Below are 13,370 nucleotides of genomic sequence, written 5' to 3' on the forward strand. Positions count from 1 at the left end.
CTACCCTGCGGAGTGTGGGGATGCCGACTTGGGTGTGGTTCACGGCGGCCGTAGTGTTCGCCATGGCGGGTGTCGCGCTGCTCGCCACCGACACGGCGCAACGCAGCGCGCGCAACCGGGAACGACGTCGATGGGCGGCGTTGCGGGGCTGGCAGTTCGCCGAGAGCGACCAGGTGCTGCCGACCCGGTGGAGCCACGGCTTCCTCGCGGCGCAGAGCGGCGGCGTCGCCAGGGACGTGGTCGCGGGCTCCACCTTCACCGCCGACGGCCGGCGACAGGTGTACGTGTTCGACCACGAGTCGGGCGGGAAGGCCGGCGCCGTGCTGGTCGCGGTGCGCTGCCGCCAGCAGTACGAGGTCGTGGTGGAGCTCTGGCTGCCCAGCGTCCCCGTCCCGCAGGAGTCCGGCCTGGACCTGCTCGGGCCCGTCGGTTCCCGGTACGCCTTCGTCACCCAGTTGTCGGCCGCGCGCCAGCTGATCACACCGGACCTGGTCGAGGCTGCGGAGGAGGTCGGCGACGACGTCACCGTGGTCTGGTTGGAGAAGGAGTGGGTGCTGGCCGCCGCGCCCTCCAACGCCTCGCCCTCCCGCCTGGAGCGGCTGCTGCGCGACGTCGGGGAGATTGCCGACCTGATCGACCCCGTGGACGAGGAGGAGCGGGAGCAGCAGCGCACCCACGCGCTCACCGTCGACCAGGAGGACGAGCGCATCTTCCGGCCTTCGAGCCAGTCCTGATCCCGCCGCCGGCGGAACGCCTCGCCGACCTGACCCCGAGCGGAGTCCGACTCCGTGCGACTCACCCCCATCACTCGTTCAGGTTGTTACCGTGCGGTACATGCCCACCGCGCTGATCACCGGTCCAACCTCGGGAATCGGGTTGTCCTTCGCCCGCCGCCTGGCCGCCGAGGGGTACGACGTCGTCCTGGTCGCCCGCACCGAGTCGAAGCTGATTTCCCTGGCCGCCGAGCTCGGTGACCGCTACGGGGTGGAGGCCGAGACGATCACCGCCGACCTCGCCGAGGCCGCCGACCGCGACCGGGTGGCGGCCCGCCTCCGGGACGAGGAGCGACCGGTGGACCTGCTGGTCAACAACGCCGGTTTCTCCACCGGCGGCCACTTCGAGCGCAACGAGTTCTCCGCGCTGCGCTCGCAGCTGGAGGTCAACGTCACCGCGGTGCTCCAGCTGACGCACGCCGCGCTGCCCGGCATGCTGGCACGGCGGGGTGGTGACGTGATCAACGTGTCCAGCATCGCCGGCTTCCTGCCGGGGCGGGGCTCCACCTACACCGCCAGCAAGGCCTGGGTGACGTCGTTCACCGAGGGCCTGGCCGCGGGGACCCGGGGCAGCGGGGTCCGCCTGCTCGCGTTGTGCCCGGGGTTCACGAGGACCGAGTTCCACGAGCGGGCCGACATCGACATGTCCGGCCTGCCCCGGTCGTTCCGGCTGGACGCGGACTTCGTCGTGCACGAGTCACTGCGTGACCTGCGGCGCGGTCGCGCGGTGTCCGTACCGGGCAACCAGTACAAGGCGTTGGCGTCGGTCTCGCGGCTGCTGCCCCGCTGGCTGGTCCGCCGGGTCGCCGGTCGCACCGCCCGAGGTCGGGACTGACCCCGCCGGAACCGGGGTGGCCTCCCGGACCGGCGGCCGGTGCCGGTCCGGGGCTGTGCGAAGCTAGCGAACCGTGCGAGAAGCGGCGGCATCGAACTCCCCCACCCCGAACGTGGATTCCGAGGACAAGGCTCGGCTGGCCCGCCTGGTGCGGGAGCTCGCGGTCGTCCACGGCACCGTGACCCTGTCCTCGGGCGCCGAGGCCGACTACTACGTCGACCTGCGCAGGGCCACGCTGCACCACCAGGCCTCACCGCTGATCGGCCGGCTGCTCAGGCAGCTGACCAGCGACTGGGACTTCCAGGCGGTCGGAGGGCTCACCCTCGGCGCCGATCCGGTGGCGGGCGCCATGCTGCACTCGGCCGCGTCCGATGGCCTCGCGCTGGACGCCTTCGTCGTGCGGAAGGCCACCAAGCAGTACGGGATGCAGCGGCAGATCGAGGGACCCGGTGTCACCGGTCGTCGGGTGCTCGCGGTGGAGGACACCTCCACCACCGGTGGCAGCGTGCTGACAGCCGTCGAGGCCCTGCGTGCCGGGGGCGCCGAGGTGGTGGGCGTCGCCACCGTCGTGGACCGGCAGACCGAGGCGCGTGAGCGGATCGAGGCGGCGGGCCTGCCCTACCGCTACCTGCTGGACCTCGACGACCTGGGGCTCTGAGCGTCGCCCCGGCCACGGGTCCCGGCGCCGACGGTGTGAGGTTCGCGTCGGGATTTTTTCGCGGAGCCCTCTTCCCGACCCGCGTGGACGGGTAACCTGCGGGCGTGGATGCCCTGCTCGTGATCCTCGTGGTCCTGCTCGTGCTCGCGGTCGTGGTCGGAATCGGCTACGTCGTGAGCTACAACCGGTTCATCGCCCAGCGGAACACCGTCGAGGAGTCGTGGCGGCAGGTCGACGTCGAGCTCCAACGACGTCATGACCTCATCCCCAACCTCGTGGAGACCGTGCGGGCGTCGGCCCACTTCGAGCAGACGACGCTGCAACAGGTGATCGCCGCCAGGTCGCAGGCGATGCAGGCCCGTCAGACGCACGCCAGCGTCCACGACCAGGGGCAGGCGGAGCAGCAGCTGTCCGGAGCGCTGCGCGGCTTCTTCGGCATCGCCGAGAGCTACCCGGAGCTGAAGTCGAACCAAAACTTCCTCCACCTCCAGAAGCAGCTGGCCGAGACCGAGGACCGCATCGCCGCCGGTCGTCGCTTCTACAACGGGAACGTGCGGGCCCTGAACACCCGGGTCGAGTCGTTCCCCTCCTCCATCGTCGCCGGCATGGCCAAGATCACCAAGGCGGACTACTTCGAGGTCGACGACCCGAACGCCCGCGCGACCCCGTCGCTGTCCGGTGCCTTCGGTTCCCTCACCGGCGGGCCGCCGGCGGCGCCGCAGCTCCAGCAGCCCACCGGGGGCCCGCAGTACGGACAGCAGCCCGGTCCCCAGGTCCACGGCCAGCCGCCGCAGCAGTACGGCCAGCCGCACCCCGGGCAGGGGCAGCCACCGCAGGGCCCGGCCGGCCCCGGCGGCTGGCAGTGACCGCCGGCTCCCCTGGTTACCGCGACTCCGCTCCGACCACCGCCCGCCGCCCCTCGCCCGAGGCCGAGCCCTCGCCGGTGGTGGGGCCGGAGCCGGCGGTGGTGGGCCCGACGGAGTGGACCCCCTCGGGCCCGGTCGTGGGAGTCGGCCCCTGGGCGGGACCGCCGCCGGACGGCGAGCACTACGACCCCGAACTCCTCCGCGACGGCGACCGGCGCAACGTGGTCGACGCCTACCGGTACTGGCGGCGGGAGGCGATCGTCGCCGAGCTCGACACCCGTCGGCACCCGTTCCACGTGGCCATCGAGAACTTCCAGCACGACCACAACATCGGGACCGTGGTCCGCACGGCCAACGCGTTCGGGGCGCGTGCCGTCCACATCGTCGGTCGGCGTCGGTGGAACCGGCGGGGTGCGATGGTCACCGACCGGTACCAGCACCTGGAACACCATGACGAGGTGGCCGGCCTCCTCGGGTTCGCCGCCCGTTCCGGGCTGGCGGTCGTCGGGGTGGACAACACCCCGGGTTCGGTGCGGCTGGAGGAGACCGCGCTGCCCCGCGAGAGCGTCCTCGTCTTCGGGCACGAGGGGAGCGGTCTGAGCGCGGAGACGCGGGAGGGCGCCGACCTGCTCGTCTCCATCGCCCAGTTCGGCTCCACCCGCTCGATCAACGCCGGCGTCGCCGCGGGGATCGTCATGCACGCCTGGGTCCGCGACCACGCCGACCTGACCCTGGCCTGGTGAACAAGGGCCGCCGGCCGTGTCATCCGGGCGGCCGTCCCCGCCGCTGAGGGCACGATGTGCGCATGACCGAGGAACTGTTGCCGACGCGGCGGCGGGTGTGGGCCGCGCGAGCCGAGGTCGCCGAACGCGCCGTTCGGCAGCGCCACCTCCGTGGGGTGTGGGGGCTGCCCGGCACCCTGATCGGCCTCGCCAGTTGGCCGCCGAGCGCCACACTGCGCCTCGGTGTCGGACCCTGGAACTACTGGTGGCAGGCGCACCTGATCGACTGCCTCGTCGACGCCGAGCTCCGGGACCCGAGCCGGGCGCGCAGGACCGCGCTCAACCGCCTGGTGCGGGGCGTCGTGCTGCGCAACCTCGGCTGGACCAACGACTACTACGACGACATGGCCTGGCTCGGCTTGGCCCTGCACCGCGCCGGCGAGGTGACCGGGGAGCGGCACCAGCACGCCCTGCGCGCGGTGGAGGCCGAACTGCGGGCCGCCTGGACCCGGCACGGTGGTGGCGGGATCTGGTGGCGGCGGCACGCCCGGTACCACGACGACTTCAAGAACACGCCCGCCAACGGCCCGGCGGCGATCCTGCACGCGAGGTTGGGCACCGACGCCCCCGGTCACGGGCTCGAACGGGCGGTCGCGATCGCCGAGTGGCTGGAGACCACCCTGGTGGACCCGGTGACCGGCCTGGTCTGGGACGGGGCCCGGGTCGACTACCGGGGCGGCGTGCGCCGGGTGGTCCGCCGCGTCTACACCTACTGCCAGGGGGTGTACCTCGGCGCCGCCCTGGAACTGGCCTCGGCGACCGGCGAGCAGCGGTGGTGGCTGCGGGCCAGGCGCACCGTGGACGCCGTCGCGACCCGCCTGGTCACCTCCAGCGGCGCGTTGCGGACCCACGGGGGCGGCGACGGGGGACTGTTCTCCGGGATCCTCGCCCGCTACCTCGCGCTCGCCGTCGCCCGGCTCCCGCCGGCGGACGTCGGATCGCGGGCCCTGGCGGCCGAGCTGGTCCTGGCCTCGGCGGAGGCGGTCTGGCGCAACCGGCGGGTGGTCGACTCCGGCCCGCTGTTCCCGGCGGACTGGAACCGACCGGCCCGGGTTCCGCCCCGGCCACCGGCCCTGTCCGAACGCCCACGGGGCGGCGAGGGCGCCGTCAGCCCCGACGTCATCCCGGAACGGGACCTGTCCGTCCAGCTCGGCGCCTGGATGGTGTTGGAGGCGGCCGCCTCGGTCGAGCGGGCGGGGGTGTCGGCCTCCGGTTGACCCGCCGCCACGAGCACCGCGGTCGCCGTCGCGCGTCCTTCCGGTCACCCGGCGGAACGGCTACCGTCAGGCAACATGGGCTCACTCGTCGACGTCGACCTGCTCACCGCCCTCCGTGCCGCCGTGGGGCCGGACCACGTCCTGGTGGACCGGGACGTCACCGAGTCCTACCGTCGCGACATGATGCCGCTCGCACCGGCGGGATCACCAGCCGCGGTGGTGCTGCCAGCCACCACGGAGGAGGTCCAGGACGTCGTGCGGGCCTGCGGGGCCGCCGGTGTCCCGATCGTGCCGAGGGGGGCGGGCAGCGGCCTGTCAGGAGCGGCCAACGCCGTCGACGGGTGCGTCGTCCTGGCGCTGACGCGGATGGACCGGATCGTCGAGATCGACCCGGACAACAGGGTCGCCGTGGTCGAGCCTGGGGTGGTCAACCTCGACCTGAGGTCGGCGGTGGAGAAGCACGGGCTGTTCTACCCGCCCGACCCCTCCAGCTACGACTGGTGCACCATCGGCGGGAACCTCTCCACCAACGCCGGCGGGCTGTGCTGCGTGAAGTACGGGGTGACCACCGACTCGGTGTTGGGTCTGGAGGTGGTCCTCGCCGACGGCGAGGTGCTGCGGACCGGGCGCCGCACCGTCAAGGGGGTCGCGGGGTACGACCTCACCAGGTTGTTCGTCGGCAGCGAGGGCACGCTCGGCGTGATCACACGCGCCACGCTCGCGCTGCGTCCGCTGCCCCAGGCACCGGCGACCGTGGTCGCCTCCTTCGGCTCCACCGGAGCCGCCGGCGCGGCGGTGTCCAGGATCGTGCGGGAGGGCATGGTCCCCTCCCTCCTGGAGATCATGGACTCGGTGTGCGTCAGGGCCGTGGAACGCCACCTGTCGACCGAGTTGGGGGACGGCGCGGGGAGCGCTGCCCTGGTCATCGGCCAGTCGGACCTTGGTGGGGCGGCGGGGCTCGCCGAGGTCTCGAGGCTCGAACAGGTCTGCCTGGACGCCGGCGCCGAGTTCACCCACCACACCGACGACCTCGCCGAGGGGCGGCTGCTGTTGGCCGCCCGGCGGGCGGTGCTGCCCGCCCTGGAGACCCTGGGGTCCTGGCTGACCGACGACGTCTGCGTCCCCAGGACCAGGATCGCCGAACTGATCGCGGGCTGCGCCGAGATCGGGGAGGAGGTCGGGTTGACCGTCGCCGTCACGGGCCACGCCGGCGACGGCAACATGCACCCGACCATCGTCTACGACGCGTCCAGGGCGGATGAGGCGGAGGCCGCGCGAGTCGCCTTCGACCGCATCCTCGCCCTCGGGTTGCGGCTGGGCGGAACGGTGACGGGCGAACACGGCGTCGGCAAGATCAAGCAGGACTGGCTCGCGACGGAGATCGGCCCGGTCGGGTTGCGCGCGCACCGGGCCATCAAGAACGCCCTGGACCCAGGGGGGTTGTTCAACCCGGGTTCGATGTTCCGGGGCTGACACCGCCACCGGGCGCGCCGCACCCCCGTCCCCCGCCACACGAGGTCGGGCGGCCCGGGATCGGGGCGGGCGTGCGCTCCGTTGGCGACGCCCGAGGGGCAGCGGCCCGCGACGGCGGTCCACCGCCCGTCGGAGGGGGCGGCGTCGGGGCCTTCGCGGCAGCCCAGCCCCGATCGGGGTGACCTGGCGGGATGACGCGGGGCTCGGCTCCGGCACGCGGCTCCGCCGGCGGAGGGGAGCGTGGCCCCGGCGGGAGGGCCTCAGAGCACGGTGATGACGCCGGCCACGGCCCCGCAGAGCAGGCCGAGCCCGAGGGAGATCCCCGCGACGACGGCCAGCCGCCGCCCGCCGCCCGCGGGTTGGTCCCGGCCGCTGGGGAGGAGGCCGCGCTGGGTCGCCGTCTCGTCCGGCGGTGGGTTGGTGACCTCCGCCGGAGCCGAGGGCGGGTCGGACCGGGCCTGGAGCGCCTGCGCGCGCAACGCTTTGGACAGCACCTGCTCCGGATCCGACGGATCTCCCACGGGAGGGAGGATACCGAGCGGTCCCCGAACTGATCGTCACCTCGACGGGTGACCAACCGGCGGGGCCTCGTCGGACGTGCCCGCTGGCGGAACCCGGGTCCCCTTCGCCAGCACGGCGCGGATGGTGAACTCCTCATCCAGCACCACGAGGTCCGCGTCGAGGCCGGGGCGCACCGCCCCGACGGCGGCGTCGAGCCCCAGCAGCGAGGCGGGCGTGGTCGAGGTGGCGCGCACGGCCTCCTCGACGGTGAGACCACAGCCCCGGACCAGGTTGGCGAAGGCGCGGTCCATCGTCAGGCTGCTGCCGGCGAGCGCCCCGCCCGGGAGCAGCGGCACTCCGCCGGTCACCGTGACGGGGAGGCCGCCGAGCACGTACTCGCCGTCGCCCGCGCCGGCCGCGCCGATGGCGTCGGTCACGGCGGCGGTACGCCGGGGGCCGGCGTGCCGGGCGGCCAACCGGGCGACCGTCGGGTGCAGGTGGACCAGGTCGCAGATCAGCTCGACCACGACCCGCTCGTCGTCGAGGAGCGCCGCGATCGGCCCGGGCTCGCGGTGGTGGAGCGGACGCATGGCGTTGAACAGGTGCGTGGCGACCCTCGCGCCGGCGTCCACGGCCGCCCGTGCCTGGTCGGCGGTCGCGTCGGTGTGCCCCACGGCCGCGAGCACCCCGGCCCCGACGAGACGGCGCACGGCGGGCAGGGCGTGGGGTAGCTCGGGTGCCAGGGTCACCATCCGCACGGTTCCCCCTCCCTCGGCCAGCAGCCGGTCCACCAGCGCGGGTTCCGGCGCGCACAGGGCGGCGGGGTCGTGGGCACCGCACCGCCCCTCGGCCAGGAACGGGCCCTCCAGGTGGATGCCGGCCAGCAGGCCGGAGCGCACCGCCGGTCGCAGCGACCCGATCTGCCGGACCAGCTCGTCGGGTGCGGCCGAGACGAGGCTGGCCTGGAGGGTGGTGGTGCCGTGGCGCCGGTGGACGTCCACGGCGGTCGAGACCGCCTCGGCGGTCCCCTCGGTGAAGGACGCGCCGCCGCCGCCGTGGCAGTGGATGTCCACGAAACCGGGGACGACCCACCCGCCGGCGGCGTCCACCACGGACCGCGCGGCGGGTGCGGGCCCGTCACCGACGGCGGTGATCCTGCCGTCGTCGATCGCGACCCAGCCCGTCACCTCACCGTCAGGTGTGATCACCCTGCCCCCGGTGACCAGCGTGGACACCGCACTGGCCCGGCTGATCGAACCACGGACCTCGGAAGGCGTCCCGCCCACTGCATGCTCCCCAGGACGAACGTCGGCTGTCGCGAGGCGACCAGCCCGGCCGCCTAGTGGTCTACACCACCGGCCGTGCCGATGGCGAGAGGTTCCACCGAGCGGATGCGCACCGGCGGGTCGCGGTGGGCCCGAGGGCGGGGGTGGTGATCCGGACCGAGCGACGTGGTCGGCGGGCACCTGAGGGTGGCCGGCGGTGCCCCACCGGTCCCGGGAGCGCGTGTGCCGTGCCCGGAGCCAGGCCGCCGGGGTCGGACGGGGAGCGTGGCGACGCCCCGCCCCTCGTGGTCCACGGCCCTCCCCGACGGCCCGGCGGGGGTGGCTGCGGTGCCGGTGCGCTGGTGCCCGAGTGCCGGGCGACTGGGACGACCCGAGCGGCGCCAGGCGTGGGCCGGCGCGCGCGGAGGTCAGCCCTGGCCCTGCCGCAGGATCGCCTGCAACGCGTCGAGGGCGCGGGACGCGGTCGACTTCACGGTGCCCTTCGAGATGCCGGTGGCCTCCGCGATCTCCGCCTCCGACAGGTTGCCGTAGTACCGCAGCACCAGGACCTCGCGCTGGCGGGGTGGCAGCTGCGCGAGCGCGCGCACCACGGTCTGGTGTTCGGCGGTCAACATGGCCAGCGACTCCGCCGACCGGGCGTTCGGGCTGTGCGGCGGCACGTACTCCCGAGCGGTCTTGCGGCGTCGCAGGACGGACCGGCTGCCGTTGACCACGGCGGTGCGCAGGTAGCCCACGGCGGCGGCGGCGTCCCGGAGGCCCGACCAGTTCCGGTGCAGGCCCGTGAACGCCTCCTGGACGACGTCCTCGGCGGTGGAGATGTCGTCGACCAGCAGGATCGCCAGCCGAACCATCCGCATCCGGTGCTGGCGGTAGAGGTCCTCCAGCGTCAACGGCGTCTGGGGGGCGGCGGGTCCGGACATGTCGAGCTTCCTGAGGTGACCGAACGTGCGTTCGACCGATCGCTCAGTCGTGCCGGGCCCCCGGCGGAACCTCTCCACACCCACGGGCTAGACGTTACCCAGGTACGCCGGGTGTTCGTAACCCAGACCGGCGAGCCGGGGCCTCCGTGGCGGGGCGCCCCCGGGCCCCTCGGAGGGCCTCGCCCGGCGCACGCCCTCGGTCGAGGGAATTCGCCAGGTCAGGTGCTCGTGTGGCCCACCGCCGCCCGGGGAATGCGCGCTCGAGGTCCGCGACGGCGGGAGAAAATCATGGCGAAAACCGATCTTCACTGGGTAGAGGGAATTGCCCGGTCTCCCGTGGCCGGCCCCACCGGGCTGCCGCACGATGGTTTCTGGCTGGGGAACAACGGGCCAGCCGGGAAATCATCGCAATTCGACGGAGGTCGGGACTGTGCGTATCGGAAAGAACGTCGCGAGGACTCTGGTTGTCGGCGCCGCCGTGGCCATGCCCCTGCTGATCTCTGCCCCCTCGGCCCTGGCCGGCGAGCAGGAGAGTGGCAAGGGCCACGACAAGGGCTACGGCCACGGCCACGGCCACGGCCACGGCCACGGCTGGGGGCCCCGCTTCCGCTTCGAGGCGGCTGACTGGTACAGCGTGAAGGTCAAGGTCAACTACGACGTGGAGTACGGTGGCTTCGAGTACGTCTCGATCGACTACTGAGTTAGTCGGTAGCGGACGAGGAATTTCCCGAGGTTTTGGCAGGTCGCCCGCGCGGCCTGCCAAAACCTTTTTTGTCGATGAATTCCCCGTGTGGTCCGGAGTGGAATGTGGGGCGGGTGTTCGGAGTGCGTCGCCCGGTTCCGCGCATTCACGTTCCACGGTGCGCGGTCACTCCGCGTGCGCGGGTGGACGATCTTCTGTGATCTCGGTCGCGGCGGATGTCGCGCGTGTCGGGCGCCCACCGGCTGGTGCGGGCGGCGCTGGGGGAGGGGGGCGCGCGCGGTACGGTCCAGCGAACGATCGCAGGGAGGTACCCGTGGCCCGTTTCGCCGTCGAGTTCTCGTACAGCGCGGACACCGAGACCCGACACGCCGCCCGCCCCCGGCACCGCGACTACCTCGCGGCGCTCGCCGAGCGGGGAGTGCTCCTCGCCGCCGGTCCCTGGGCGGACGACACCGGCGCCCTGCTCGTCTACGAGGTGCCGGACGAGGCGGCCCTGCGGGAGGTGCTGACCGCGGACCCCTACACCCCGGCCGGTGTGATCACGCGGACCCGGATCCGGGAGTGGACCCCGGTGCTCGGGGCCTGGCTCGGAACGTCGGGCGGCTGAGCTCCCGCCCCCGCCGCCGGTCGCGACCCGCGCCCGTCGACGTGGCGCGGCGTTGGGCACGGCACGGGCTCGTACGCCGTCCGGTCGGGTGGTGGCCGCCGTTCGGGCGAACGGTCGCGTCGAGGTCGAGGTCGGGTGGGCGGTTCCCCCGCCCCTCCCCGGCTGAATCGTTCCGGCCACCCGTTATGTTGATCTCGCGCGGAACGTGTCGCCCGCCCGGGCGGCGGGGAGTTCACGTCACGTTCGCGGACCCGCAGCCCCTAGGATTCACGCGCACGGAACGTCAGGTTCCGCGTCGCCCGTCGACGTCGCGCAGCGGCACGCCCCGAGGAGGAGACCGATGCCCATCGCCACCCCAGAGGTCTACGCGGAGATGTTGGACCGGGCCAAGGCGAACGAGTTCGCCTACCCGGCAATCAACGTCACGTCGTCGGAGACACTGAACGCAGCGCTGCGCGGCTTCGCCGAGGCGGAGAGCGACGGCATCATCCAGGTGTCCACCGGTGGCGCGGAGTTCCTGTCCGGCACCAAGGTGAAGGACATGGTGACCGGTTCCGTCGCGCTCGCCGAGTTCGCGCACGTGGTGGCGGCGAAGTACCCGGTGAACATCGCGCTGCACACCGACCACTGCCCGAAGGACAAGTTGGACGGTTTCGTGCGCCCGCTGCTCGAGGTGAGCCAGGAGCGCGTGAACCGGGGTGAGAACCCCCTGTTCCAGTCGCACATGTGGGACGGGTCGGCCGTTCCGATCGACGAGAACCTGGAGATCGCCAGGGACCTGCTCGCCAGGGCGGCGAAGGCCCGGATCGTCCTGGAGATCGAGGTCGGCGTGGTGGGCGGTGAGGAGGACGGCGTCGACAACGAGATCAACGACAAGCTGTACACCTCGCCGGAGGACTACCTGAAGACCGTCGACGCGTTGGGCAGCGGCGAGAACGGCCGCTACCTGCTCGCCGCGACCTTCGGCAACGTGCACGGGGTCTACAAGCCGGGCAACGTCAAGCTCCGCCCGGAGATCCTCAAGCAGGGGCAGGACGTGGTCTCGAAGAAGCTCGGGCTCGCCGAGGGCTCGAAGCCCTTCGACCTCGTCTTCCACGGCGGCTCCGGCTCGCTGCTGGAGGAGATCCACGAGGCCGTGTCCTACGGGGTCGTGAAGATGAACATCGACACCGACACCCAGTACGCGTTCACCCGCCCGGTGGCGGCCCACATGTTCAGCAACTACGACGGTGTGCTGAAGATCGACGGCGAGGTCGGGAACAAGAAGGTCTACGACCCCCGCAGCTACCTCAAGGCCGCCGAGCAGGGCATGGCCGCCCGGGTCGCGCACGCCTGCGAGAACCTGCACTCCGCCGGTCGCAAGATCGCCGGCTGAGCTCGCCGGAGCCCCCGCCCCGTGGTGTCCGAGCGGAGACCGGGGCGGGGGTCGGAGCGGGCCGATGGCGGCCGGCCCGACACAATGCGGTCATGAGCCACACGAATCTGCTCGGACCGGACCCGACACTGCTGCCCGAGTTCACCGAAGCCCAGGCTGAGCTGGACTCCGGCACCGACCCCGGGGACGTGGCCCGAGCCCATCCGACCTTCAGCGCCGCCTGGGCGGCGCTCGCCGAGCGGGCACTGGAGCAGGGTGACCCGGTCGCCGCCTACGCCTACGCCAGGACCGGGTACCACCGGGGCCTCGACCAGCTGCGTCGGGCCGGGTGGAAGGGGCACGGCCCCGTTCCGTGGCGGCACCGGCCCAACCAGGGATTCCTGTCCGCGTTGGCCGCTCTCGCGTTGGCGGCCGAGCGGATCGGTGAGCAGGACGAGTTCGAACGCTGCCGCCAGTTCCTCGTGGATTCCGACCCGGAGGCCGCCGTGGCCACCGGACTGTCGGGGGACTGACCGGGAACCGACGGGGTGGGCCCGGGGAGTCGCGGTAGCGTCGACCACGGGTGAGAACGGCCGAGAGGGGACAGGGGCGTTGCCGGACAACGACTACGCGTTCGACAGCAGGTGGGAGGTGCCCGGTCTCGTCGCCGACGTGGCCGAGGTCCTCTTCGACCCGATGACCCTGCCCGAGTGGTGGCCGTCGGTGTACCGGACGGTCGACCGGGTGGACGGTTCCCCGCCCGACGCGCCCCCGGCCGTCGGCTCGGCCTACGACCTGCACACCACCGGCTGGCTGCCCTACACGCTCCGCTGGCGGCTCACCGTGGAGTCGGTGGGGCGGGACACCTGCTCGCTGACGGCGAGCGGGGACCTCGTCGGCCGGGGGGTGTGGCGCCTGCGTCAACTGACCCCCACCTCCACGGAGGTCCGCTTCGACTGGCGGGTGCGGGCGGACAAGCCCCTCCTCCGGAACCTGTCCACCCTGGTCAAACCGGTGTTCGCCGCCAACCACCAGTGGGCGATGCGGCAGGGGGACCGCAGCCTCCGGCTCGCGATCGCCCGCCGTTCGGCGACCCTCAACGGTGACGTGGCGGCCCTGGCGGCCATCCCGGCCCCGCCGCCGCCCACCGGAGCCCGGGAGGCCGCGCTGCTGGCGGCCGGTGCGCTCGTGGCGATCGTGCCGGTGGCCTGGCTGTTCAGCCGGCGCGCCCACGTCCGTGCCGGGCTCCCCGCCCACCCCCACCTGACCGCCGGCGCTCACCCCCGCCGCCCGGGTGGGGCCGGCACCCGCGTGGGCTGAGGGACGGGGGTCAGTTCGCGGCCGCCGACGGTCGTGGGCACGGCCACACGCTCGTCAGCCGGGCCTCCTCGGCGT

At 73.1% G+C, this 13,370-nt stretch carries 15 protein-coding genes; 12 read left to right on the forward strand and 3 right to left on the reverse strand.

The genetic code is table 11. The features are described 5' to 3' along the window. Nucleotides 1-20: 20 nt before the first annotated feature. The 7 genes from C1701_RS11860 (at nucleotide 21) to C1701_RS11890 (ending at nucleotide 6,604) form a co-directional block, all read left to right on the forward strand. Entirely contained in the window at nucleotides 21-734 is a 714-nt protein-coding gene (locus C1701_RS11860; RefSeq protein ID WP_026419729.1) for a hypothetical protein, read from the forward strand. A 100-nt stretch (nucleotides 735-834) separates the two neighbouring features. Then, complete coding sequence (locus C1701_RS11865) at nucleotides 835-1,608, forward strand: SDR family NAD(P)-dependent oxidoreductase (protein ID WP_103057029.1); 774 nt, start codon at nucleotides 835-837, stop codon at nucleotides 1,606-1,608. Between the two features lie 73 nt (nucleotides 1,609-1,681). Further along, nucleotides 1,682-2,266 carry an orotate phosphoribosyltransferase gene (gene pyrE, locus C1701_RS11870; RefSeq protein WP_051314169.1) on the forward strand — a complete coding sequence of 195 codons (585 nt, stop codon included), beginning with the start codon at nucleotides 1,682-1,684 and terminating at the stop codon, nucleotides 2,264-2,266. A 104-nt stretch (nucleotides 2,267-2,370) separates the two neighbouring features. Then, nucleotides 2,371-3,132 carry a LemA family protein gene (locus C1701_RS11875; protein WP_103055924.1) on the forward strand — a complete coding sequence of 254 codons (762 nt, stop codon included), beginning with the start codon at nucleotides 2,371-2,373 and terminating at the stop codon, nucleotides 3,130-3,132. 98 nt (nucleotides 3,133-3,230) lie between these two features. Further along, nucleotides 3,231-3,875, forward strand: a complete 645-nt coding sequence (locus C1701_RS11880; protein WP_081715593.1) for a TrmH family RNA methyltransferase — start codon at nucleotides 3,231-3,233, stop codon at nucleotides 3,873-3,875. A 62-nt stretch (nucleotides 3,876-3,937) separates the two neighbouring features. Next, nucleotides 3,938-5,131, forward strand: coding sequence for a glycoside hydrolase family 76 protein (locus tag C1701_RS11885; protein ID WP_030104362.1), 1,194 nt, complete (start codon nucleotides 3,938-3,940; stop codon nucleotides 5,129-5,131). Between the two features lie 75 nt (nucleotides 5,132-5,206). Further along, nucleotides 5,207-6,604: an FAD-binding oxidoreductase gene (locus tag C1701_RS11890; protein WP_030104363.1), complete on the forward strand. Its 1,398-nt coding sequence runs from the start codon at nucleotides 5,207-5,209 to the stop codon at nucleotides 6,602-6,604. 260 nt (nucleotides 6,605-6,864) lie between these two features. Here C1701_RS11890 and C1701_RS11895 read toward each other — a convergent pair whose 3' ends face one another. The 3 genes from C1701_RS11895 to C1701_RS11905 form a co-directional block, all read right to left on the reverse strand. Beyond that, entirely contained in the window at nucleotides 6,865-7,125 is a 261-nt protein-coding gene (locus C1701_RS11895; RefSeq protein ID WP_030104364.1) for a hypothetical protein, read from the reverse strand. A 36-nt stretch (nucleotides 7,126-7,161) separates the two neighbouring features. Then, complete coding sequence (nagA, locus tag C1701_RS11900) at nucleotides 7,162-8,391, reverse strand: N-acetylglucosamine-6-phosphate deacetylase (protein ID WP_081715571.1); 1,230 nt, start codon at nucleotides 8,389-8,391, stop codon at nucleotides 7,162-7,164. A 407-nt stretch (nucleotides 8,392-8,798) separates the two neighbouring features. Continuing rightward, nucleotides 8,799-9,395 (reverse strand): SigE family RNA polymerase sigma factor, encoded by a 597-nt coding sequence (locus C1701_RS11905; RefSeq protein ID WP_026419721.1) that lies wholly within the window; start codon nucleotides 9,393-9,395, stop codon nucleotides 8,799-8,801. A gap of 346 nt (nucleotides 9,396-9,741) precedes the next feature. On the opposite strand from C1701_RS11905, the gene C1701_RS11910 reads away from it, so the two are divergent. The 5 genes from C1701_RS11910 to C1701_RS11930 all read left to right on the forward strand — a co-directional run bounded on the left by C1701_RS11910 (nucleotide 9,742) and on the right by C1701_RS11930 (nucleotide 13,295). After that, complete coding sequence (locus tag C1701_RS11910) at nucleotides 9,742-10,011, forward strand: hypothetical protein (RefSeq protein WP_162147318.1); 270 nt, start codon at nucleotides 9,742-9,744, stop codon at nucleotides 10,009-10,011. Between the two features lie 316 nt (nucleotides 10,012-10,327). Continuing rightward, a complete protein-coding gene (locus C1701_RS11915) occupies nucleotides 10,328-10,621 on the forward strand; it encodes a YciI family protein (RefSeq protein WP_026419719.1) in 294 nt (97 codons plus the stop codon). Between the two features lie 340 nt (nucleotides 10,622-10,961). Continuing rightward, nucleotides 10,962-11,996 carry a class II fructose-bisphosphate aldolase gene (gene fbaA / locus C1701_RS11920; RefSeq protein WP_026419718.1) on the forward strand — a complete coding sequence of 345 codons (1,035 nt, stop codon included), beginning with the start codon at nucleotides 10,962-10,964 and terminating at the stop codon, nucleotides 11,994-11,996. 92 nt (nucleotides 11,997-12,088) lie between these two features. After that, nucleotides 12,089-12,508: a DUF3151 domain-containing protein gene (locus C1701_RS11925; RefSeq protein ID WP_026419717.1), complete on the forward strand. Its 420-nt coding sequence runs from the start codon at nucleotides 12,089-12,091 to the stop codon at nucleotides 12,506-12,508. A 79-nt stretch (nucleotides 12,509-12,587) separates the two neighbouring features. Continuing rightward, nucleotides 12,588-13,295 (forward strand): polyketide cyclase, encoded by a 708-nt coding sequence (locus tag C1701_RS11930; RefSeq protein WP_103055925.1) that lies wholly within the window; start codon nucleotides 12,588-12,590, stop codon nucleotides 13,293-13,295. The last annotated feature ends 75 nt before the right edge of the window (nucleotides 13,296-13,370 follow it).

Source organism: Actinoalloteichus sp. AHMU CJ021 (assembly GCF_002895405.1).
GTDB classification, from domain to species: domain Bacteria; phylum Actinomycetota; class Actinomycetes; order Mycobacteriales; family Pseudonocardiaceae; genus Actinoalloteichus_B; species Actinoalloteichus_B caeruleus.

Excerpts from the sequence above, each read along its gene's own strand:
- C1701_RS11925 (WP_026419717.1), top strand. The coding sequence starts at position 12,089 with ATGAGCCACACGAATCTGCTCGGACCGGACCCGACACTGCTGCCCGAG.
- C1701_RS11890 (WP_030104363.1), top strand. The coding sequence starts at position 5,207 with ATGGGCTCACTCGTCGACGTCGACCTGCTCACCGCCCTCCGTGCCGCC.
- C1701_RS11865 (WP_103057029.1), top strand. The coding sequence starts at position 835 with ATGCCCACCGCGCTGATCACCGGTCCAACCTCGGGAATCGGGTTGTCC.
- C1701_RS11860 (WP_026419729.1), top strand. The coding sequence starts at position 21 with ATGCCGACTTGGGTGTGGTTCACGGCGGCCGTAGTGTTCGCCATGGCG.
- C1701_RS11885 (WP_030104362.1), top strand. The coding sequence starts at position 3,938 with ATGACCGAGGAACTGTTGCCGACGCGGCGGCGGGTGTGGGCCGCGCGA.
- fbaA (WP_026419718.1), top strand. The coding sequence starts at position 10,962 with ATGCCCATCGCCACCCCAGAGGTCTACGCGGAGATGTTGGACCGGGCC.